The 23,253-nt window shown below is 27.9% G+C and carries 21 protein-coding genes; all 21 read right to left on the reverse strand.

The annotated features are described in order from the left end of the window. Positions 1-2: 2 nt before the first annotated feature. Positions 3-986, reverse strand: a complete 984-nt coding sequence (locus LOS89_RS12895) for a UDP-glucuronic acid decarboxylase family protein (protein WP_231835646.1) — start codon at positions 984-986, stop codon at positions 3-5. After that, positions 987-2,333 carry an O-antigen ligase family protein gene (locus LOS89_RS12900; protein ID WP_231835647.1) on the reverse strand — a complete coding sequence of 449 codons (1,347 nt, stop codon included), beginning with the start codon at positions 2,331-2,333 and terminating at the stop codon, positions 987-989. Continuing rightward, a complete protein-coding gene (locus tag LOS89_RS12905) occupies positions 2,275-3,384 on the reverse strand; it encodes a DUF1972 domain-containing protein (RefSeq protein ID WP_231835648.1) in 1,110 nt (369 codons plus the stop codon). The genes LOS89_RS12900 and LOS89_RS12905 overlap by 59 nt, the downstream gene beginning before the upstream one ends. Before the next feature lie 56 nt (positions 3,385-3,440). Beyond that, positions 3,441-4,604: a glycosyltransferase family 4 protein gene (locus tag LOS89_RS12910; protein ID WP_231835649.1), complete on the reverse strand. Its 1,164-nt coding sequence runs from the start codon at positions 4,602-4,604 to the stop codon at positions 3,441-3,443. After that, positions 4,604-5,830 carry an O-antigen ligase family protein gene (locus LOS89_RS12915; RefSeq protein WP_231835650.1) on the reverse strand — a complete coding sequence of 409 codons (1,227 nt, stop codon included), beginning with the start codon at positions 5,828-5,830 and terminating at the stop codon, positions 4,604-4,606. Before LOS89_RS12915 ends, LOS89_RS12910 begins: the two co-directional genes overlap by 1 nt. Next, complete coding sequence (locus LOS89_RS12920) at positions 5,827-6,507, reverse strand: acyltransferase (RefSeq protein ID WP_231835651.1); 681 nt, start codon at positions 6,505-6,507, stop codon at positions 5,827-5,829. The genes LOS89_RS12915 and LOS89_RS12920 overlap by 4 nt, the downstream gene beginning before the upstream one ends. Then, positions 6,500-7,759: an oligosaccharide flippase family protein gene (locus LOS89_RS12925; protein WP_231835652.1), complete on the reverse strand. Its 1,260-nt coding sequence runs from the start codon at positions 7,757-7,759 to the stop codon at positions 6,500-6,502. The genes LOS89_RS12920 and LOS89_RS12925 overlap by 8 nt, the downstream gene beginning before the upstream one ends. Next, positions 7,760-8,275, reverse strand: a complete 516-nt coding sequence (locus tag LOS89_RS12930) for a hypothetical protein (RefSeq protein WP_231835653.1) — start codon at positions 8,273-8,275, stop codon at positions 7,760-7,762. A gap of 74 nt (positions 8,276-8,349) precedes the next feature. After that, a complete protein-coding gene (locus tag LOS89_RS12935; protein ID WP_231835654.1) occupies positions 8,350-8,733 on the reverse strand; it encodes a hypothetical protein in 384 nt (127 codons plus the stop codon). Positions 8,734-8,785: 52 nt separating this feature from the next. Beyond that, a complete protein-coding gene (locus LOS89_RS12940; RefSeq protein ID WP_231835655.1) occupies positions 8,786-9,706 on the reverse strand; it encodes a glycosyltransferase in 921 nt (306 codons plus the stop codon). Position 9,707: 1 nt separating this feature from the next. Further along, on the reverse strand, positions 9,708-10,838 hold the full coding sequence (locus tag LOS89_RS12945; protein WP_231835656.1) for an FAD-dependent oxidoreductase: 1,131 nt from the start codon (positions 10,836-10,838) through the stop codon (positions 9,708-9,710). 3 nt (positions 10,839-10,841) lie between these two features. Further along, positions 10,842-14,447: a hypothetical protein gene (locus LOS89_RS12950; protein ID WP_231835657.1), complete on the reverse strand. Its 3,606-nt coding sequence runs from the start codon at positions 14,445-14,447 to the stop codon at positions 10,842-10,844. A 10-nt stretch (positions 14,448-14,457) separates the two neighbouring features. After that, complete coding sequence (locus LOS89_RS12955) at positions 14,458-15,258, reverse strand: glycosyltransferase family 2 protein (RefSeq protein ID WP_231835658.1); 801 nt, start codon at positions 15,256-15,258, stop codon at positions 14,458-14,460. Then, positions 15,242-16,030, reverse strand: coding sequence for a sugar phosphate isomerase/epimerase family protein (locus LOS89_RS12960; protein WP_231835659.1), 789 nt, complete (start codon positions 16,028-16,030; stop codon positions 15,242-15,244). Before LOS89_RS12960 ends, LOS89_RS12955 begins: the two co-directional genes overlap by 17 nt. Then, entirely contained in the window at positions 16,030-16,947 is a 918-nt protein-coding gene (locus tag LOS89_RS12965) for an NAD-dependent epimerase/dehydratase family protein (RefSeq protein WP_231835660.1), read from the reverse strand. The genes LOS89_RS12960 and LOS89_RS12965 overlap by 1 nt, the downstream gene beginning before the upstream one ends. Continuing rightward, a complete protein-coding gene (locus tag LOS89_RS12970) occupies positions 16,948-18,405 on the reverse strand; it encodes a glycosyltransferase family 39 protein (RefSeq protein ID WP_231835661.1) in 1,458 nt (485 codons plus the stop codon). Positions 18,406-18,407: 2 nt separating this feature from the next. Continuing rightward, positions 18,408-19,535, reverse strand: coding sequence for a dTDP-4-amino-4,6-dideoxygalactose transaminase (gene rffA, locus LOS89_RS12975; protein ID WP_231835662.1), 1,128 nt, complete (start codon positions 19,533-19,535; stop codon positions 18,408-18,410). Further along, positions 19,532-20,413: a formyltransferase family protein gene (locus tag LOS89_RS12980; RefSeq protein WP_231835663.1), complete on the reverse strand. Its 882-nt coding sequence runs from the start codon at positions 20,411-20,413 to the stop codon at positions 19,532-19,534. The genes rffA and LOS89_RS12980 overlap by 4 nt, the downstream gene beginning before the upstream one ends. Then, positions 20,406-21,326, reverse strand: coding sequence for a glycosyltransferase family 2 protein (locus tag LOS89_RS12985; protein ID WP_231835664.1), 921 nt, complete (start codon positions 21,324-21,326; stop codon positions 20,406-20,408). The genes LOS89_RS12980 and LOS89_RS12985 overlap by 8 nt, the downstream gene beginning before the upstream one ends. A 2-nt stretch (positions 21,327-21,328) precedes the next feature. Further along, the gene (locus tag LOS89_RS12990; RefSeq protein WP_231835665.1) at positions 21,329-22,087 is read right to left on the reverse strand and encodes a GIN domain-containing protein; all 759 of its coding nucleotides are present in this window, start codon (positions 22,085-22,087) and stop codon (positions 21,329-21,331) included. Positions 22,088-22,148: 61 nt separating this feature from the next. Beyond that, entirely contained in the window at positions 22,149-23,249 is a 1,101-nt protein-coding gene (locus tag LOS89_RS12995) for an acyloxyacyl hydrolase (RefSeq protein WP_231835666.1), read from the reverse strand. Between the last annotated feature and the right edge of the window lie 4 nt (positions 23,250-23,253).

The following is a 23,253-nucleotide window of genomic DNA, read 5'->3' on the forward strand; positions in this document are numbered from 1 at the left end:
AATTAATAGATATATTTAGAAAAATCTTTATGCTCCTCTTTTAACAACTCTTCTGATGAAAGCGTTTTAAAATATTCGTATGTGATTTTCATTCCTTCAGCTCTTGATACTTTTGCTTCCCAGCCTAAAATTTCTTTAGCTTTAGTTGTGTCTGGTTGTCTTTGCATAGGATCATTTACTGGTAATGGATGATAAACCACTTTTTGATTAGTCCCTGTTAATTTAATGATTTCTTCGGCGAACTCTTTAATTGTAATTTCATCAGGATTTCCAATATTAACAGGTAAATGATAATCAGAATGTAACAATCTGAAAATTCCTTCTACCTGATCGTCTACATAGCAAAACGAACGTGTTTGACTACCATCACCAAAAATAGTTAAATCTTCACCTCTTAAAGCCTGTCCAATAAATGCCGGAATAACTCGACCGTCATTTAATCGCATTCGAGGGCCATAAGTATTAAAAATTCTTACGATTCTAGTTTCTACTCCATGAAAAGTATGATACGCCATAGTAATAGATTCTTGAAAACGTTTTGCCTCATCATAAACACCTCTTGGACCAATAGTATTTACATTTCCGTAATATTCTTCTGTTTGTGGATGAACTAAGGGATCACCGTATACTTCAGAAGTAGAAGCAATTAGAATTCTGGCTTTTTTTACTCGAGCTAAACCTAACAAATTATGAGTTCCTAAAGAACCAACCTTTAAAGTTTGAATTGGAATTTTTAAGTAATCAATGGGACTTGCAGGTGAAGCAAAGTGTAAAATATAATCAAGTTTTCCAGGTACATGAACAAACTTAGTAATATCGTGATGATAAAATTCAAAATTTTCATCTTTAAAAAGATGTTCAATATTTTTTAAATCACCTGTAATTAGGTTATCCATTCCAATAACAAAATATCCTTCTTTAATAAATCTATCGCAAAGGTGTGAACCTAAAAAACCTGCTGCACCTGTTATTAATATTCTTTTCATTTATTTTCTCTCAATTTTAAATTGTGCGGAAATGTTAAAAAGGCAATAAAATACCATAAAAAAGATAACACCTCTCTGTCTCCATAAAAAAGATTCTGTCAAAAATAAGCTTATCATTAGAATTGAAAAAGCAATATGAATAAAATCTTTACTTTTTAATGCGTTTTTTATATTTAAAATAACCATTAATAACAACAAAAAAAATCCTACAACACCTAAATCAACAAAATTTTGAATGTATTGGTTGTGAAAATTCTTCTTTTGGTAGCCTTCGGTAATTTCATCACCAAGAAAAACATTGTATTTTTTTCCTTTTTCTTCTGTTTTCTTTAAAGTGGCATTTAATCCAAATCCTTTCCAAAAAATAGGCTCTTCTTGAAGAAGTTCTAAAAATATTCGAGCCTGATATACTCTAAAAGCAGTTCCCGGAAAAAATGCATTAGGATAAAACTTTTCATTATTCCATGCTTCATAAATACTTATGTTATGAACATTTTGAACGCTCTTTTTTATAACATTATCTGATAAACTTTTTGCTGTGTTTTGTTGAAATTCAGTAAGAAAACGTTCTTTTATCTTTCCAAAAGAAAAAATCAATCCGATTATGAACACCATAACCATTAAGTTTCTTAATCGCATTTTATTAGCGATTTTAGAATAAAATAGAAAATACAGAATTATTAGAGCTACTACTACTAAAATTATGTTTTTTGAAGACAATAAAACAATAAAACCAAACAATAAAAAAGTAATAAACAAATTTATCTTTGTTTTTACTTCATGTGTTAAAAAATAAAAAAATGCAATGGAAACAAATACTGAAAAATGGATAGCATTTAACATTTTAGGAACTAATCCAAAGTCATCTTCATATTCGCCGTGATAGAAAAAAACATTACTATCTTGGGTAATTATATATCTTACAACAGCTCTTAGTAAATAATAAACAACATAAAGAACCATAGTGTAACTATAAACACTTATGGCTTTATCTTTTTGTTGATTAGAATAAGGAATCCATAAAAAAACAACAGGTAATAAAAGAAGTCCTATTTCTTTGGGTATTGCATTTAAAGTTCTTGCTGTATCAATAGACCAAAAATAAGACAAGCCCATCCATACAAAGAGTACAATAGGCAAAATATACAACCATGAAAAAGATAAATTTCTTTTATTCTTGTTTAAAATAGCAGTTAAAACAAATAGTACTAAAAAGATATTATTTATCCCTAATGGTAATGGAATTGTTACCATTAATAAAATTAAAGGTAAAAAAGAAATGTTCGTTTTACTTTCGTTTAGAAGATTGTTCCATACATTTTTCAAAAAGTTGTAAATAATCGCCATTTATTTTTTCCCAATTAAAATCGTTTGCTATTGCCTGATAATTGTTTTTTATAAAGTGCAAGTTATCACTTTTTTTAATAATATTTAAGATTTTTTTAACCTCTGTTGGGTTTGAAAAATAATATGCGTTTTCCTTGAGTACCCCTTTATTAAAATCGTTGTTATGAGCAATTACCAATGCTTGAGACGCCATTGCCTCTAAAAGTGATGGGTTAGTTCCGCCAACACTATGTCCGTGAAAATACAGATTACTATAATATCTTAAATTATTTAAATGCTCTAAATTGTAAACACCACCGATAAATCGAATATTTGAATAATTTTTATATTTATCTTTTAGATAAGCACCATATTTTGTTTCGTGTTTTCCAATAACTAAAATTGGAGTTTGGTCCTCATTGTTTAACGCTACCCCTTCTAACACCATATCTAAGTTGTTTTCGGGTTCAAATCGCGCCATAATCATGTTATAGTTACCTGATTCGACTTGGTATTGCTTTAAAATTTCTTCGTTTGGTGAATCAAATAAATGTGCACCATAAGCTATATAAGTAGACTCTTTTTTATATTTTTTCTTTAAAAATGATTGAATTCCTAATGAATCTGCCACCAGATAATCCCCCGATTTTGCTGCTAACCATTCTGCAACTTTCAAAAACTGTTGCACAGGCCAAGAATATTTAGAACGTTTCCACTCTAAGCCGTCCATATTAATAATGTTTATGGTTTTCTTTGGCATTAAAAAGAACCAAATAGAATTACTAGTGTACCCCAATTGTAAGATGATATCAAAATTACGTTTACGCGCATCAATTATACAATTATAATCATAAATGAATTGCCCAAAAGTACCATACTTGTATTCAGGATCATGTTGATGTATTATATGAACACCATTAAAGATTTTTTCTTGAAATGGGTGATTATGTGAATTATAACAATAAACTTCGTGACCTTTATTTGCTAAATACACAGAAAAAAATTCTGCAAATTGTTCAAATCCTCCGTAATAATTGGGAACGCCACGCGTTCCTAAAATAGCAATTTTCATTAAAAAAATAATATTTTTTCAAATGTAACTATTTTAGAATTATTATTAAAAGAAAGTTAAACAACAATGTTTTCAAATAATTTTTCAAAAGATTGCACATACTGTTCAACCGAAAACTGATGGATTACTCTATGAAAACCATTTTGACCCATTTGTGTTCTCAATTCTTGATTTTGTAGTAATTTTTCAAGAGCGAAAATCAATTCTTGTTGGTTATTTGGTTGAACTAAAAAGCCTGTTTTATTGTCTTCAACTATTTCAGATAATCCACCATGATTAGAGGCAACAACCGGTTTTTGAGCCAACATAGCTTCAATGGCAACCATACCAAAAGGCTCTGGTTCTGTTGAAGGAACAACAGCTATATCAATTGATTGCCATATCTTTTGAATTTCATTTTGAAAAGGCAAAATCAATACATTATTTTCTAATTGATATTCCGCTATTTTTTTTTCTAAATCTTCTTGAAAGTTTTCTTGATTTGGTGGAGGTGCACCAACGAATACTAACTTAATGTCTGTTCTGCTTTTAATTAATTTTTGAAAAGCTTCTAACAAAATCATTTGGCCTTTCCATCTACTTATCCTTCCTACTAAAGCAATTACAATTTCATCGGAATTTAGCTTGAATTTATTGGTTCTTATATCTAAAACATCATTGTGATTAATTTCCAAAGAATTCGTTTCTATTCCGTTCCAAATTACTATTCCTTTTTTGGAAATATTTTCATTAGCTTCCCAAAATGTCTGAGTTGCTTTTGAATTATACACAATAAAATTATTGCACTTTAAACTTAATAAAGCTATGAAACCTTTTTTAAACAAAGTGGGTTTCTCAATAATTTCATGCACATGCCATAAATGTTGGATGTTGTTTTTCCAAGCATACATAATACCTAATAAAACAGCTAATGTGTTAGAATAAATAAGATCAAATTGATGCTTTTTATGTAGCTCATTTATTATTTTAAACGCTTTTTTAATATCGCCAAAAAATCCTAAAATGTTCTTAGGTGTAAATAATTTTCTATATAATTTTAATACTGGAGCAATTACTACTTCAATTTTTTCGGATTCCAATGCTTCTTTCAAAGGACCATCGAAAGGTAAAATTACAATAGGCTTAAATTTAGTTTTATCTAAATTTTTCAACAACAATAATAATGTTTTGTCTGAACCATAAAGTTCTGCCGATTGATGAATAAAAAGAATTTTTTTCATTAATAAGTAATTTTTCTCAAATGGTTTTTATAAGAAAATAAAAATCCAATTAATAATGATTTAGAATCTAATAAGTTATAAAAACCCATAAAAACCCAATAAGAAATAATGAGAAATAAACCTGTTCCAATAAATAATAAATTTATGTTGTGATCTAAATCGTTTACACTTGATTGTTTTCTAAAAAAATAAAAAATAGAGCCAAAAAGTAATAATAATCCAGGGATTCCGGCTTTTAGATAAACCGTCATATAACCATTATGCAATATAGAAATATGTCTTAAATCCATATCGCCTAATCTAACTTTTTGTTTTAAATCAACTTGCGAACCAATTCCTTCACCTAAAATATAAGAGTCATTATAGGTTAATTGTTCTATAGTTCGAACATTTTCATAAGAACGGTAATGGTCATGAAAATCTTTCCAATCATTTCTGTTAATTTTAGTTGCAAAAGCTTCTAAGGGAATTAATTTTATTTTGTATAGAAATTCATTAACGCTATCTCCATTTCGCTTAGGGTTATACAAATAAATAGCTGTATAAGATAATACTGAAGCTATTATAAGAGTTCCAATGATGGTTAATGATTTTTTATTAAGTATCAACCAACCTTTCATCGCCATGAATAATATTACCAGCTGAATAAAATTTGTTCGTGCTAAATAAAAAAAGGTTGAAAGCCCCATAATGATAAAAAACAATCTGTATCTTTTAGTAGACAAATCAACTTGAAACTTCTTATGAAATAATAAAATAATAAAAGTGTAAATTTCGTAATCATTAAAATAGCCACCATATTCTCTAATGCTTGCCACACTTTTTGCTCCTTGAAAAACAATTCCATAACCAACTAAAGCTAAATGAATTATAGCCATAGCTAACCCAGAATATAATAAAAACTTAAAAGGATTTTTAATTTGACTATTAAAAAATTGATACCCAATAAAAAGCCCTAAAATTGGTTTTAATAAATAGGTTATATCTCTAATTACAAAATATAAACGGTATTGATAAAAAACCCCAACTATAAAAGCTAATATAAAAATGAAAATAAAATACGATACATATCGTAAAAAGGATGCGGAATATGATTTTTTAAATGTTAAGACTAAAGCTAATAGCCAAGAAATAAATGATAATTCGTAATTATTAAAAAAAGGAATAACTACACAAAAAGTAAAGAACAATTGATAAAAAAACTCTTTATTTAAAGATAATTTCATTGAGTTATTGTTTTTATAATTTTGGCTGGCACACCGCCAATTACTGTATTATCAGGAAACTCGCCATTTACTACAGCTCCAGCTGCAATCACACAATTATTTCCGATTTTTGAACCATCTAAAAAAGTAACTTTGGCGCCAATCCAAACATTGTTTCCAATCAAGATACCTTTTGATGTAACACCTTGTTCTCTTATCAATTTTGAAGGGTCTTGAAAAACATGATTTTCTGAATGAAAACTAATATATGATCCTGCAATAACATCACTGCCAATTTGGATACCACCTGCCGCACCAAACTCGGTAAACTTCCCAAAAGCGGAATTGTTTCCAATAGTAATTCCTTCGCCATATTTAGAAAAATGACTGGTGCAAGAAATCCATGAGTAAGCACCTATTTTTACATTATTGCCAAATGATAATTTATTTTTGGAATATCCATCTATACTAACGTTGTTTTCTATTGTGATATTGCTTCCAAAAATAATATTACGTTTATTCGAAATTTTACAATTTTTTCCTAAAAAAATCTTTTTATACAACCAAAAATATCCTCTACACACCATTATTAATCTAGAAAACATACTTGACATGAATAAACTAGATGGAATATTGGGATCGATTTTATAGTTTTTTCCTGCTCTATTAAGTGATTTTTGAAATATTAACTTAATCATGAAATTTGTTGTTTTTCTTTAATTGGTAAATATAAAAAATTATAACCATTAAATCTGTTGCAATTAAAGAATAAAAAACGCCATAAACTTTAAATAAGGGAAGTAAAAATACGATAGCCAATAAGTTAATTGCCACCATAATTGACGTCAATCGGACATAAAATTTTTTATAATTTAAAGCTAGTATTAATTGTTTTAAAGGAACCGAAATGGCTAAGATTAAGGGAATAAATACAGCTACTTCCAGCAAATTACTTAAAACATATCTGTTGGTTGGATTAAAATAAGCTACAATTTCGTATGAGAAAAGATGAAAAAGTGCCATGCTTATTAAAACAAAAACAAAATTTACACCATTATAAATTATCCAATTTTTTAATCCTCTTTTAAAATCTGTTTCTATTAAATAACAAACTCTAGGGAAAACATAATTAAAAAATAGAAAGATATATGTTTTGAATATTACAATAATTTGTTCTACTATTCTATATTGACCTGCCATTAAATTATTTCCAAAATAACTAATTAAAACAACTGGTGCATATAATTGTAATGAGACGAAAATTTGAGATGAAAACATAGAGAAGTCATTTCTGATATGTTTAAAAACTTCTTCTTTATTTACCATTAAAAAAGAGAATCGATGTTTTTTAATAATCCAAATAAGGATTAAAAAGTTTGAGAAAATCATTCCTAAACCCCACCATAAATTGACGTATATATAATCTGTTTCTTTTTTTATAGTAAAGAATATCCCTAATAAATATATTCCTTTTGATATAATATTAACTAATGTAATCCATTTTACATTTTCAACTCCTTGTAAGAACCATGTGGGATTAAGAAATTGCCCTATTAATACCGAAAGTCCTAAGGTAAACATTATTTTTTCGGATTTGAAATAAGGAAATGTAAAAAAAATAAAAGTGGCAAAAGTTAAAACAATCAATAAAATAATCCCTTTTACAGCATATGTAGTTGTAAAAATTTTATTTAATACTTCTGGATTATCTCTGTTTACAGAAACTTCTCTAACTCCAATAATGTCAGAACCAAAATCGATAAATACAATTAAGAAAAAAGCAATCGCCATTCCTACAGCTGTTTTTCCAAAATTTTCTTCACCACAAACTGATACAATATAGGGAACAACCAATAGAGGAGTAACCAAATTGAAAAGTTGACCAAAACCATAAATACTAAGTTTATGAAATTGCGGATGGAATAGTATTTTATTGAAGATTTTTAGCATTTACTTTTCAGTATACAATTGGCTTAGTTTTTTATATAATTTATCGCCTTTAGGATATAGTGATGGACCTGTTTCTTGATCAGGTTCTTTTCTTTTTAAACTTCCAACTAATTTATCAATTACAGTATTTGATTCATCTACCCTAAATAAAAAATATACTTCTTCTCCTTTAGCTGTAATTTTTTCATTTTTATAAAAAAAAGCTATTTCATTTAATATGATTTCGGGTTGTTTTTTATTACGCCCCAAATCTATTCTAATTTGTTTCGGTTGAATTGTATCTGGAAAAGTAAAACTAATGGTTTGATTTTTTTTACTTCCCTTAACATTTATCCAATAGGATTGTTTTTCATTAAATTCAACTGAAGAATTATTTGAATAAAAAACATGGATTGAATCATTCTCTCTCACGACAATATCAAAATCCATCTTTAATGAATCTGTTTTTGAGTTTTTTTCACAACAAGTAAAAAAAACACAAAGCATTAAAATGCTCATAATTTTATAAAAATTCATAATATGTTTTTTATATAAAAATAAAAAATCCGACTAAATTAATCGGATTTTTTATTTAATAAATATACTTAAAATTATTTAATTGTAATTTCATTTGGATATTCAATTGCTGCTTGATAAGCTGTTGGCTTATCTGCTAACATTATGTGAATATAATTGTCTTGTTTTTCATACCCTATATAAGGCACTATTTCACCGCTAGGTAATTGTAACTGTGTACCTTTAGAAATTAATTCAAATTTTGCTTCAGAAAAATCAACTAACAACATGTTGAAAGTTAATCCTACTCCATTTTTCCAATTGTCATCAGAATAATTTGCTAATTGAATTGATGTAACTGCTGGTGCAACATTCTCGGTAGATGTTTCTTGTGTTGCTTTTTCTTCAACTTCACTTTTTTGCTTACAAGAAAAAACTAGTGACAAAGCAAACAAACCAATTAATACTCTTATTTTCATTGTTTTTCAATATTTTTTTACAATGCGAAATTATAAAATTTTTTTACACAAATTAGATTTTTTCAATATTTTCTTGAATGTATGATTTTTTCTTAAAAACTAATTCCAAAATTAAAGATAAATACTTGATAATTATTGCACTTAAAAAGAAAAAACCCGAGAAACCTCCTGACAACAATAGCATAATTGTTGTCCATCCTTCAATTGGTTTATCTTTACCAAAATATATAAAGACAGTGTAAATAATTATGCTTAGTGTACAAAACAATAATAATAATGAAATACTAACTGAAATTGTGAACGCCAAATTCGTATAAATAATCAAAGAATCTATTGCTGTTTTGTTTCTTAAATAACTTTTTTCAGTTATTCTTTTTTTATTATTTATTTTTTGATACTCTAGAGTGTTAATTTTTAATCCACTATTAATATACATTGCCTTTCTGTATGGTATATTAACACTAATAGAAAAAGCTCTGTTTATTGCTCTTCTAGATAAAATTCTAAAACGATCTGTTCGGAGTTTGTATTTTGATTTTGAGAAAAAATTATAAGTAGAATAGAAAATTTTTGAAGAAAATTTTTCGTTACTATTTGGTGAAACCGATACAATATCAAATCCTTCCAATATTTTTCGAAAAGATTGTTCAATTAATTTAATATCGTAATCAATTACTACACTATCAAACTCATACACGAAATCTCCAGTGGAAAAATCTAAACCTGCATTCATAGACAACTCGACACCTTGATGAAAACTCATTTGAATAACTGAAACTTGAAATGGTTTTAAAAATTCAGCCGATTTAATTTTTTGAACAGAATTATCGTTAGAACAATCATTCACAATTATTAATTCAAATTGTTCAAATAACAAATCTGCTTGTTGTGTAATTTGAAATAAAAAATCCAGAATATTGTTTTCATTGTTATATAAATAAACGATTACTGATATTAATTTTTTTTCTTTCATTTTATTCTTTATTAGATAAAATAAGGTCTAAATCATAAACTGTATTAATTTTTCCTGACAAAACAGATACTAATTTAGGTTTTTTTGTGAACTCTTTTATAACTGTTGGTCTTGAATCATCAATTTCAGATTCTTGTAAAATGGGTTTGATAGAGAATAAAGATTCTACATATTCAATAGTAATATCATCATTCAAATATTTTTTTGCTAGCGCCAACATATAAGGCCAAGAGGTCTTAGGCTTTGCAACACAAATATTACAATTACCTAATTTACTACTACTACATGTTTTATTGCTTAGTTTTTGACAATCAAATTCTGGCAAAAAGGAATAAGATGTTTTATGTGGTGTATAATTTACAGCTGTTAAAGAATGATAACCAGTTTGTCCAAAAGGCATTAATGAAAAAAATGGGCCATCCATCATTGTAACACCAATATTTTTTAAATTATCACTAACCTTACAAAGTATAACCTCACAAAGTTCATATTTAATTTTTAAAGGTTCTTCGTTAAAAAGTTGTAATACTTGATTTACAGACGCATAAGTTGTATTTAAAACAAAATCCGACGCATATTGTTTGTCATGATTTGTTGTAAGTTGATAAAATTCTGCATCTTTTTGAACATGTGTAATATGAGTATTATATTGAATTTCTACATTATTATACTTATCTAATTGATCTAAAAAATATTTTTTTAAAATCATGGCATCATAAGTACATTCTTTAGATAAATATGCCCCTTCACAAAATTCTTCTTTAAAATATTCATCAATATTTATGGGTTTACATAAAATATCTGTATCGGCACAAAATTTTTTAAATTGGGTTGCATTTGTCCATGAAAAATTCTTAGAAATGGCATAAATTTTATCAAAGGTGTTATGTATACAAAAGTTGTAATCCTCAATAAATCTGTCGTAATAGTCTGCTGATTTTTTTGCTGTTGTATAAGACCTCGGATAATGGTATCCCATATGAACACGAGCTTGATTGATATATGTAGCTCTCGAAAATGCTTCTTCATCATGTTCAAAAACAAGTACATTTTCACCTCTCTTTGCACAAAATAGAGCTGCATAAAGACCGTACAAGCCTGCACCAATTATTATTTTATCAAATTTTTGCATACATTATTTAATGAATTCAATTGGATTTGGATAACCAATTAAAGAAATGTAATCAGGTATTTTTTCACTGATTGTTACATTAATATAATTGCCTGAAACATAAAAACCTTTAATGTTTAAAACTGAGCCATTTGAAAGTCTTATTTTTTTAAACTCTTTCAATAATTTTTCTCTTTTAGGCGAATAGTCAAACAACACCATATTATATTGCAAGCTACAACCATTTATCCAGTTTTCATCATTTAAATTTGTTAAAGTAATTCCATTTCCTTTAAATGTTTTTTGTTGAGAACCATCAGATGAAATAAGTGAAAATTTTGAAATTTTCATTACTTTTTCCGCTCTAAAATTAATTTTTGGCGCATTTGTATTCCACCAATAATAACTATTACTAATTCGTATTGCATAACTATGTTTTCCTGGCACTATACTAAATGCATAGCTAGCTTTTACATTATCATCAGAAATTATTTCTATTATTCCATTAGAGTCTCCATCAGATTCTAATTCTAAATACGCAAAACAACCTTGTGAAGAAGAGTTAAGTTGGTTAGAATTAATACTCGCAAAAGTTTCTTCTTCAATTTCTTTTAATGGCTTAACTTTTTCAAAGGCAATTTCTTCTGATTCTTCTGCCCAAATTTTAGGTACAAATCCAATAAAATAATCAATTTTTTCTGGGTTTTTTATTTCGGATTGTGAACCATTTGTAATATTAAATTGCTTTAATACAATTCCCGATGTGTTCACCGCGACCATAATTTCTACAGGTGTTTTGGGTAAATCTAAATTAATTTTCGTGTCTTCCAAGCTTGTTATTGGAAACTCTTTTACATAGTTTTCCGAAAAAGATTCTTCTGGAGTTAATTTATAATAGATTCTTATATTTCCTTGTGAAAAAGATTGTATTGAAAATCCAAGTTTACATGGTAAATTGGTTTCTTTTAATAAATTTTGTTTTCTTAAATAATCCATCAATCCTATAAAGTGAGAACTAGCTCCAATTGCATTAATTGTAATACTTTTATCAGGATTTAAACCTACTTGAAGATTGTTTTTTGATATGGCATCAGTATTAAAGAATGTAAAATCTGAAAAACTTGATTTATTTTCTAAAAACCCTGCTTTCTTAATTTTAGCTATATACTCACTTTCCTTTTCTTTAAGAACATAAATATCAAAAGTTGCCATTCTGTAAAGAGGAGTATAATTTTTGTAGATATACTCACTCATTTTATAGTATTTAAAATCAGTATAAACCTCATCTATAGCATGCCAAATTATACCTTTTATTGGCATTAGAACAATAGGAATTTTAGCTTCTTTAATTCTTTCTATTTCAATTTCTTGTGCTTTGTCACCATTTATCATTAAAGGAGTTTGATTAACATAAGATGGATTTTTTCTTGCTGTTAAAGCATGATAAAAGTTTTTAGATGAAAAATCATAGTAAGTTTCACTAGGTTTTAAAACTACATTTAAGAATTTCTTAAACATTGTAATTTCACTTTGATCAAAAGCCACTCTAACTCTTGATTTATTAAAACTTTGTGCTTCTAAAAATTTTTCTTGAAAAGAATAAGAATTAATTACGTCTTTGAAAATGGTTGTATTTCTATCTTTAAAATCGGTTTTAGCTGAATTAAGAATTAAAAATGAAATGAAAAAAATTGTTAACACAACAATCATTTTATTTTTCCTATTAAAGAAAAATGCCAACATTATTAGCGCAAGTGGTATAGTGCTTGTTATTTTTCTAATATTCGCATACTCAAAATTATGTCTTACTATTCCTCTTTGTGCATTAAAAAAGAAAAATAATGCAAAAAATACGAAAAAAGCTAAAGCATAAAAAACATGTTTCTTTTTAAAATGATTATAGTATTTCTCATTGTTAAAAACATATTTAAATACAACTGATATAAAAGAAATTGCTATAATTACAGGAAATATATAATAGCCTACTCTAAATAAAAAATGACTAGTGTCTCCCATTCGAGTTACTCCCCAGTTTTGATCTGATTTTGCGGCAAATAAAAATTCTTGTAATCTAAAAAATGGATTTATACCTTTTATTAAACATAAAATCACAAAAATTAACATCAAAACTATTCCAACAAAAGCTCCTGATTTTAATATTGGTCTTACCGAAATTGTATTGTATTTTATTTTGTCTAAGATTATATAAGTTATTAAACTAGCTAAAACCGCCGCGTAACCAATGTCTAACTTATATAAACATAAAAATATTGCTACTATCCAATAAACATAAAAATTTCTAGTGGTTTTGTTTTCAATTAATTTGAGAACTGTTAAAATTAACAAACTTGATAAAGTGAATTCATTAATAACACCCGTAAAAATAGGTAAGCAAAATACCAAAACAAAACTGTTAAAGCTTCCTATAATTTTTTTGAAAACAAAAAACAGAACTAAAATTTCTATTGCAAAAAAATAACTATGGTAAAGCATTACGGCTGATGGTTCATAACCATTTACAAAACCATATATAAAAGCAAAAAATTGATAATGCATCATATGAGCATCAAAATTTTCTATAATAGGAATACTTCCATATCTAAAAAAATGATCTATAGATAAACCATGATTTGCTGTTTCAAAAAATTCATTTTCTGGGCTAACCATTCTCCATGGCTGAGTCATAATTAATAATAACCCTATTATTAATATTGGCAAAAAATAATTGTCAAAATACGATTTTGATAATTTCTGTTCTCTATATCGTTGTAATAAAAAGTAAAAAACGATAAATGAAATGATAAGTAAAAAAGTAAAAAGATAAAAAGGTTTATTAAAAACATATCCAAATCTTAAATTAACCACATTCCCGAACTCTAATAAAAACGACAATACTATTGGAACACTTACTAAAGCAATTGAAGCTTTAAAAAGAATATTTGGATTTGAGTTGTTTTTCCTAGCTATAAAATGAAAAACGAATGTAAATGGAAGTAAAAAAAGTACAAATACTAACAGAAAAGGGTCAATTGTTAGAATATGGGTTTTTATTGAAATTTCAGGTTTTATTATTTCAAAGAAATTATTTTGTTTAAAATAAGTAAAAAATAAAAGAGCAGTTGGTATTGATACTAAAACAGGCCAAACGGTAAGATTTACATTTTGGTTTAATTTATTAAATTTTATTTCGGCTACTAATAATAGCACAAAAAGTAACATTATATAGACCGAAAAGTCGATATTAATAAGTAATAATCCCGAGATAACTGAAAAAATTCCAATAATCGAGATTGTATATATTGATTTTAAAATTTCTTTTGTAGCAAAAGCAGCTTTATTTGTAATCCTGTTAATAAATATAAAAAAACTTAACGTTGTGGTTATTATTAAAATAAGTGCTTTGTAAAACAAAGAAACCCTTTTAGATACATCTAATCCATAAAGTGAAGCGTTTGAAATTATGTGCTCTGAAAAATCTTTAATACCAGGCTTAAACTCAAACAATATATTTAAAATTGGTGCAGCTAACGCTAGTGAAAAAAAGATACTTAATGCCCAATAAGCCTTAAATGCTTTTTCATTTGTTTGAAAAAGCTCTTTTACAAAAGGAATTATCTTATTCTTAAACATATTAATTATTTTATGGGTTATATTTCCCAAATAAATTAGCAACTAGAATCTTTATCAAGTTGAAATTTCCTTTAAAAAAACTAATTTTTGTAGGCACTTTTCCACTTTCAGGATATTTACGCTCTACTGGAACTTCTCCAACTTTTAAACCTAACTGCGATGCTCTTACCGATAAAAAAGCAAGTAATTCATAGGTAGTAAAAATAGGTCGAAATGGTTGTACTTTAGTATGAGTCAAATATTTTTTTGAATAACATCTAAAAGCATTTGTTGAATCTGTGAAACGATGACGAGCCGTTAAAGATATTAGAGGAGAGTGAATAAATTTTACCGCAAAATGTCTAATTTTTGGCGTATTAATTGCTTTTCCTCCTGCAACGTATCTTGAACCTTGAATAAAATCAAATCCTTCTTCTAATTTTTCAATAAATAATGAAACCGATTCAATACTATCCTTGTTATTCCCGTCGATAGTTATAATACCATCATATCCTCTTTCTAGGGCAAACCAAAAACCCATTCGCAATTGAGCACCTTGTTTTCCGGTATCCTTTTTTATCAGAAGAGTATTAACTCCCAATTCTTTTAATGTATTTATTTCGGTTGAACCATCAGTAGAATCGCCATCACAAATAATAATATCAACTAATTTGTCAATTCCGTGTTGTTGTGCTCTTTGCAACTGTTTGTGGATGCGTTCTCCTTCATTTATAATGGGAATACACAAACAATATTTTGTTTTTCTTTCGTCTATTTCAGTAGAAAGAAACTTAGGAACACCATAAATTGCTTCGTTAGTTTTTGAAAACATCTTGAGTATATTGTATTATGTCTTTAATTTTTTCTAATTCACTTCCGCCTTTCATTTCAATTGAAATATAATTGGCATATTTTCCTTTTCGTAAAATAGAAGCTAATTCTTCATGTAGTAATCGATGCTGAATTTCTTCTAAATAGGGTTCACTTATATGAACATGATTAATCCATTTTAAATTGTTTTCTATAATAGCTAAACTTTCTTCGTTATAAATTACGGTTCCTAAATCAAAGTTTACTTTTAATCCTTCCACATTACACGCTTTAGCAAAATCTAACGCTTGATTAGTGGTGTTTACGAAATTGGTTCCATAAATAACTGGATTAGGTTCGAAAGCAAAAACGGTATTTTTTTGGGATGCATATTTTCCAATTTCTGAAAAATATGAAATGGCAATTTCTTCTTGATTTGGATTGATATTTCTGTTTTTGGGCGAACCGAAAACTAAATTTTTACATCCCAAAACCGATGCAAAATCGATAGCTTCTTTAATATAATCTAACAAAGAATTTCGTTCTTCTTCTGATGAAAATATAGCTTCGTTTCTGCCATAACAAATCGATTGCATAGAAACCACTTGTAAACCATAATTTACATTCAAATCGTCTCTAAAATCAGCCACTTTTTCTAAATCAGAATACGGCTTTTCTGGAAAAATTCGGGTTGGGGCAATTTCGATTCCAGCACACTTTTTTTCCTTCAGAAAAGCATACATTTCTGCATCATTTTCGGGTTGCCATGCGATATTTGAAATGGTTACTTTCATTATTGTTGGCTTTTAATAAAGTTAACAATATCGTGTAACACTTCTTGTTTTGTACTTATATAATTCCCTTGTTTTTGAAACAATTGTCCGTGAATGGTATAAAAATCGTAATTCGGAACAGGATTATTTAATTCGTTAACGAAATCCTTTCCATAAACGGCTTTATAAATTTCATTAACAACAATAGGTTCTGTAGCTAAGTTTAACTTTTTTACACCGTTTTTTTGCGCGATTTGAATATCGTTCCAAAGGTTGTTTAGATTATAAAATTGAAAACTTCCTCTACTATCTGTAAAATTTAAAGCCGAAAAGCCTACATCTAAAAACTGTTGTTTTAAAATTTTTCTTTCCGAATTTTCGATAGTATTTAACTTATAGAAACCATTTTCTTGTAAGGTGTAATTAGTAACAATCCAATTGTGTGAAGCTAATTCTTGATATTTTGCTTCGTTCAACATAGAAGGAATAACCGAAATTAAATCGAAAATAAAATTCTTTTTAATGTTTTTTCCGAATAAACCAGGAAGTCTAACAATTAGATAATCATCGAAGTTTGAGGCTACCCAATTCTCTAAATACAATCTGTTTTTTCCGTAAGGTTGAATTGCTTCTAAATCAATTTCTGTATTTTCATCAACAGCGATTGGATTTGGATAAACATCAACAGTTGAAATTAAAACAATTTGTTTCGGATTAATTTTTTTGATGTTTTCAATAGCTTCTAAAATGATTTCGAAGTCTTTTTCAGGTTCTTTATTGGCTAAAAATTTCTCGGCTCTAACTCCAGAATAAACCAATACATCTGGATTAAGTCCAAATGCCTCTGTGATATTTTTGGAATTAAAACACAAATCAAAAGCGTTGCTTTCTAATAAATTAGAACCTACAAAACCAGTATGACCAACTAATACTTTCATTTATTTTTTTATATAATGTCTTGCGATTGCACCTAAACCATCATAGGTTTCTTGTAATCTAAAATGCGTGTCTAAAAATTGCTGATCGGCATCAGATAATTTTACGATATCTTGATATCCATCTACAATCCAAAACGATTTTAACAATGCTGGATTGGCTTGCATTTCTTTTACCAAAACGGTTAAATTAGGTTTATCAACAACTTCAAATTTTTGTCCGTGATTGTTTAAAAAATAATCGTACCAATATTTTAAACTCGTGTACACCACATCTTTGTTAGGATTGTAAAACTTAACCATATCCGAAGCTTCTCTAAATTGAGCTTTCAAAGGGGTGTGATAATATTTTTTTACAACCACCAAATCAAAAGCCATAAAAAACACCAACAAAGCGAGAAAAGATAATCTAACTTGAATGTTTTTTATACTTACTAAAGCAATTGAAATCACTAAAATTATTGCAGGAAAAATGCTTATAAAGTACCTAGAAACATATAAAGATGAACTTAAATAAGATTTCAATAAAATAACAACTACAACAAATGAAATCCAAGCAGCTATTAATAAATAATTAAAAACTAATTTATTATCAATTATTTCTTTAATGGATTTTGTTCGTTTTTGATTAAATACTTTTATTATAAAAAAGGTGAATAATATACCATAAACAAATACCAAAATTTCTGAAACACTTATAAATTCTTTTAAAATATTAGTTAATCCATCATTTGAAGGAGCAGGAATCCAAGAAGATTTGAATTTACTCAATAAATAGAATTTATATGCATTTGGAATAAAAAACAATAAAATAATTCCAGCAATAACTAGTAATTTTTTAAAATAGGCAACTCGTTCTGATTTATCTAAGTTAAACAGTACAAATAGCAATATAAATCCTTGAGTAATTACATTAAGTACACTAAAAAAGTTTACATTAACTAGTAAACCAGCACTAATTGCAAACCAAATCATGTTTTTTTGTGTGTTATTCTTCAAGAAAATTACAAATTTGTAAAAAGAGAATAATAAACATAGTAAATATAAGGAATATGCTCTAGCATCTTGAGAGTGGAAAATTGCATATTCGTTGAAAGTAAATAGGAGTGCTGCTATTAAGCCAACTTTTTTAGAATAGGTTTCTTTACCAAATTTATACATCATCCAAACTGCCGCGATGCCGAAAATTACTGATGGAATTCTGGCTACAATTGAAGTGTCTCCAAACAAAGAAAACATTGTATTCATAATAAAAAAATACAAATAGGGAAAACTTTCTCTAAGATTTACTTCTGAAATAATTTGTGAAAATGAATGTTTTGGACTAGCAACATTTAATGTATAAATTTCATCCATCCATAAACTTTGGTAATCAAGATTATACAATCTTAAAATTGTTGCTACAATTAATATTAAGATTATCCATTTGTTGCTTTTAACAAAACTAATAAACTGGCTCATATTTAAAAAGATAAAATTTTAGTACTAACCTCTTTAGAATCTAACTCGAAAAACAAAGGTAAACGAAGTAAACGATTCGTAAAATTATCGGTTTCTGGTAATACTCTTCCGTCATGCTTGTCCACATAAAACGGACTTTTATGTAAACTTATATAATGAAAAACAGCCCAAATATCATTTTGCTTTAAATGATTGATCAATGCAGTTCTTTGCTCTAAATTTTTACATACCAAATAAAACATATGTGCATTATTTGTGGCATAATGAGGCAATTCTGGTAAACTAATTTCATGTTTTTTTGCCCAATCGATTAATGCCAAATTATAATTTTCCCAATGTGACTTTCTTGTATTTTGAATAGTTTCTAAATTTTCTAATTGTGCCCATAAAAAAGCAGCAACAATTTCTGAAGGCAAAAATGAACTTCCTATATCCACCCAGCCGTATTTATCTACTTCACCTCTAAAAAAAGATGAACGATTCGTTCCTTTCTCCCAAATTATTTCAGCTCTGTTAATAAATTCTTCGTCATTAATTGCTAACATTCCACCTTCTCCAGAAATAATATTCTTAGTTTCATGGAATGAAAAAGCAGCTAAATGTCCTATGGAACCCAATGCTTTTTTTAAACCATCTTTTCCAATAAAATAACTATCAATCGCTTGAGCAGCATCTTCAACCACAAATAAGTTATACTTTTTTGCTAAATCCATAATCGTGTCCATATCACATGCCACTCCGGCATAATGAACAGGAACAATTGCTTTTGTTTTAGATGTAATTAAAGGCTCTATTTTAGTTGCATCCATGTTTGGATGATTTGGCATACTATCAGCAAATACTATTTTAGCACCTCTAAGTACAAATGCATTTGCAGTAGATACAAAAGTGTAAGATGGCATAATTACCTCATCTCCTTCTTTGATATTTATTAAAATAGCTGCCATTTCAAGTGCATCAGTACAAGAAGTGGTTAACAACGTTTTTTTGAAACCATAATTAGACTCGAAAAACTGTTGGCATTTTTGTGTAAAAATACCATTACCAGAAATCTTTCCCGATTTTACTGCTTCTTCTATATATTGTGTTTCTTTACCTGTTAAATAAGGTTTATTGAATGGGATTTTCATTTTAATCTCGTTCTAAATTTATTAAAAACCACTTCATTTCCATTGTCTAAATAATGTGCTTTTTCTATTTTTAATAGTCCTTTGCCACAAACAATTGTTGGTTGATTGTTGTCCAAAAATATTATTTTTCCAGGTGTTCTGTTTTCAATTTTCACATCTGGAATCGATTTTATTTCGTCTAAAATTATGATATTGTCTTCCATTTTGGTTCTAGCACCACCATAAGGAAAACCTAAAGCATGTATTGTTCGTTCTAAAGTTGAAGCTTCCAAATTCCAATCGATAAAATAATCTTCTTCATCTCTCCACAAACTAAAAGTGGCTTGGGTTTCATCTTGAGGAGTAGCAACTAAAGAATTTTCGGCTATTTGTTTAACTATTTTTATTACTAAATCTTGATAACAAACACTAATTATATCAATCGCTTCACTAATCTTTATTGGATAAATTACATTTACTTTTTCTACTCCTAAAATATCACCTTTATCGAATTCTTTATTAGCAAAAATAGCAGTTACTCCTATTTCTTCATCTCCATTAATTAAGGCAGTTACTAATGGATTAAATCCTCTATTTCTTGGTAAAATGGAATCATGAAACACAATCAACTTTTCCAAATTAGATTTAATTAACCATCTCCAAGCAACAGCAATATAATAAGAAACATTATTTAGTAAAGTTTCATCGAAAGTATTTTTGTTATAATGCAAAATATTGTGCTTTGTACATAAAGCGACAATTTCATCAGCATAATCTTTTTCTACATTTTTATCTGTAGCATAAATGACAAACTTTAATTCAACAGCGGTAGTGTTTAGAACAGTTTCTAAACAAGCTAATCCTTTTTTACCCATAATAAACATGGCAATACTATTCATCTGTTGATTTTTCTATAATGTAACTTGGTCTGTTTTTTACTCCTTCAAAAATTTTACCTATGTATAAACCTACTACTCCAAGTGTGGTTAATAAACATCCACTCAAAAACCAAATACTAATTATTAAACTAGCATATCCACTTACTGAAACTTTACCCGTAATTTTTTCAAATAAAACATAAATAACCATTAAAAAGGATACCATGGCAATAGACAATCCAAATTTAATAATTAATCGCAAAGGCTTATCTGAATACGCTAAAATAATGTCTAAAGCTAAATTGAGTAGTTTTTTTAAATTATAATTTGATTTTCCCTCTGATCTTGATGCGTGTTCAACATTGACATAACTCGTTGAAAACCCTACCCATTTTACCATAGTAGGAAAATATTTGATTTTCTCTTCTAATTTTACAACTTCATCTATGACTTGTTTTGAATATATTCCAAAGTTAGCCACCGTTGCATCTTGTTTTGTGCCTGTTAAATAAGAAAGTGTTTTATAAAACAGCTTGGAAACAGTCTTTTTATAAAGTGAATCTTTTCGTTCGTATCTTCTTGCTAATACAATATCAAACCCTTTTTGTGATGCATTGAATAGTTTTTCAATTTCTTCAGGTTGGTCTTGTAAATCACAGTCTAAAACTACCACATAATCCCCAAAAACTTGATTTAATCCTGCAGTTATAGCATAATGCTGTCCAAAGTTTCTACTTAATTTAAAACCTCTTACATTAGAATTTTTACTAGAAATTTCAACTATTTTCTGCCATGATTTATCGGGACTAAAATCATCTACCAAAATAATTTCATAAGAATTAAAAGAAGAAGGAATACTATTTGAAATTCTTTCCACTAACTCCTCTAAAACTAACTCAGCTCTATAAACTGGTGAAACAACTGATAATTTCATAACTAATAAATTACTCTACCTCTAAACACTTCTTCGACATCAACAATAGGAGGTACATTCTTTAATACCACATTTCCTGTTGCTAAAATAGTTCCTTCTATTTGATTAACCGGATAAACAAACATGTCATTAGATCCTCTATGAAACACTTTAATGGTTTGGGCATAAAATGCATCGCCGTAAAAACGACCATTTCCAAAATAGAAATTTAACAACATTTGATTTGTATTTCCATTAACATAAAAATTGGAAACTGTGTTGCTCTCCACAACTAATTGCTCATTATTCACTTGAACATTAAAATCACCAGTTCCTGCTTCATCTCCATCATCACCCAAAGAAAACAATCGAACTACTCTAGAATGTAAAATACCATCCGATTCAATTTTTTGTTCTGTTTTACTGTGCAATTCTAACTCGACAATAGCTGGAAAAACGGTTCCATCTGGAATAGTAACAACTACTTTTGTTTGTCCGTAATCTCTAGTAATATTACAAGTTGAGTTGTCTTTTATTACTAACATATCGCCATTTAATCTTACATCTAAATCATCAATAATATTATCGGATGTAATAATTTTAACCTCATAATTAACACCTTCTTTAACCACTAATCCTACACCACTGTATACTTTGATTTTTGTAAATCCTTCAAATGGATATATCTTGTTAACTTGATTGCCATTTCCTTTAAAACAATCTTCAGAAATACCGCAGCTTGCCATTATAAGTAATAGAAAATATATGAGGTACTTTTTCATTTTTTAAATTTTATTTTTTAGCGATAGCTGTAGTGTTGTAATTTATAGTTTATTAAAAAAATTATAATCTTATTCCTAAAGATAGTTCTGCAGCTTCAGCTCTTCCTCCATGGGCTTTTAAACCAACACCTGTGAAAATATTTTTGTAAATATAATATTTTACTCCGAGTCTTTGATATAGGTTTGTTTCATATTTAAATGGCTTATAAACATAGTATCCAAATTGCGTTTCAATAGATAATTTGTTTATAAACAATTCGTGACCTACAAATAAACCTACTCGTTTATAATCAGTACCTGGTTCCGTATATGATTCATGACCTGGTGGAAACGCAACAGACACAAATTCGATATAATCTTTTAAATATCTTGAAAAGAAAATATCAGTTCCAAGTTGTAATGCACTTTTTCTTCCAAATCTCTTATCGGCATATAAACCAATATGATAAAACTGACGTTGGCCTAAATGAGGAATGGGTCCTTCGGAAATTCCAGTTCTAAATGCAATATTGTATTTGATTCTTTCTCTATAAGATGCTCTTGATGGCAATGAATCAACAATAAATTCTTGTTTTTCGTTTGTTAGATTATAATTTAAACCAACATTTAAAGCTATTGTATTGATTCCACTATTTGGCGCTTTAAATCTACCGTTTGAAAAATGGGTTAACATAAAGCCAGCTTGAAATCCTATTCGATTAAAAAGGTTTTCTTTTTTGTATTGCAACATAAAGTAGGTGTTGTCCATTACTTTTGTTCCAAAAGCATTGTTTTTATTGTTGGTTACTTTATCATAAGGATTTGATGTCATACCAATTCCTTGAGAAATTCGAAACATTAAATTTCGATTAAAAAAGTAAAAATTATAATGTAATCCTAAAGCAACATTATACCCTAAATATTGATTTTTAAAGTCTAAATAATGAAATGAAATGCCATAATCTGGATAATTATAAACCTGCTGCCATTCTTTTTTACCAAAAGTTTTCCAGTTATAACTCAACATAAAACCATCTGGATGGCCAGAAATTAAGTGTCCGACATCTTCAGTATGTTTAATAACATTCCCTCTAAAAAATTGCACATCAAAATAGGTGCTTTCTTTTTCTTGGGAAAAAGAATAAAAAAAAGACAAACAAAAAAGAAGTAGTGTTTTTTTCATTTGT

The sequence above is a fragment of the Flavobacterium channae genome (assembly GCF_021172165.1).
GTDB classification, from domain to species: domain Bacteria; phylum Bacteroidota; class Bacteroidia; order Flavobacteriales; family Flavobacteriaceae; genus Flavobacterium; species Flavobacterium channae.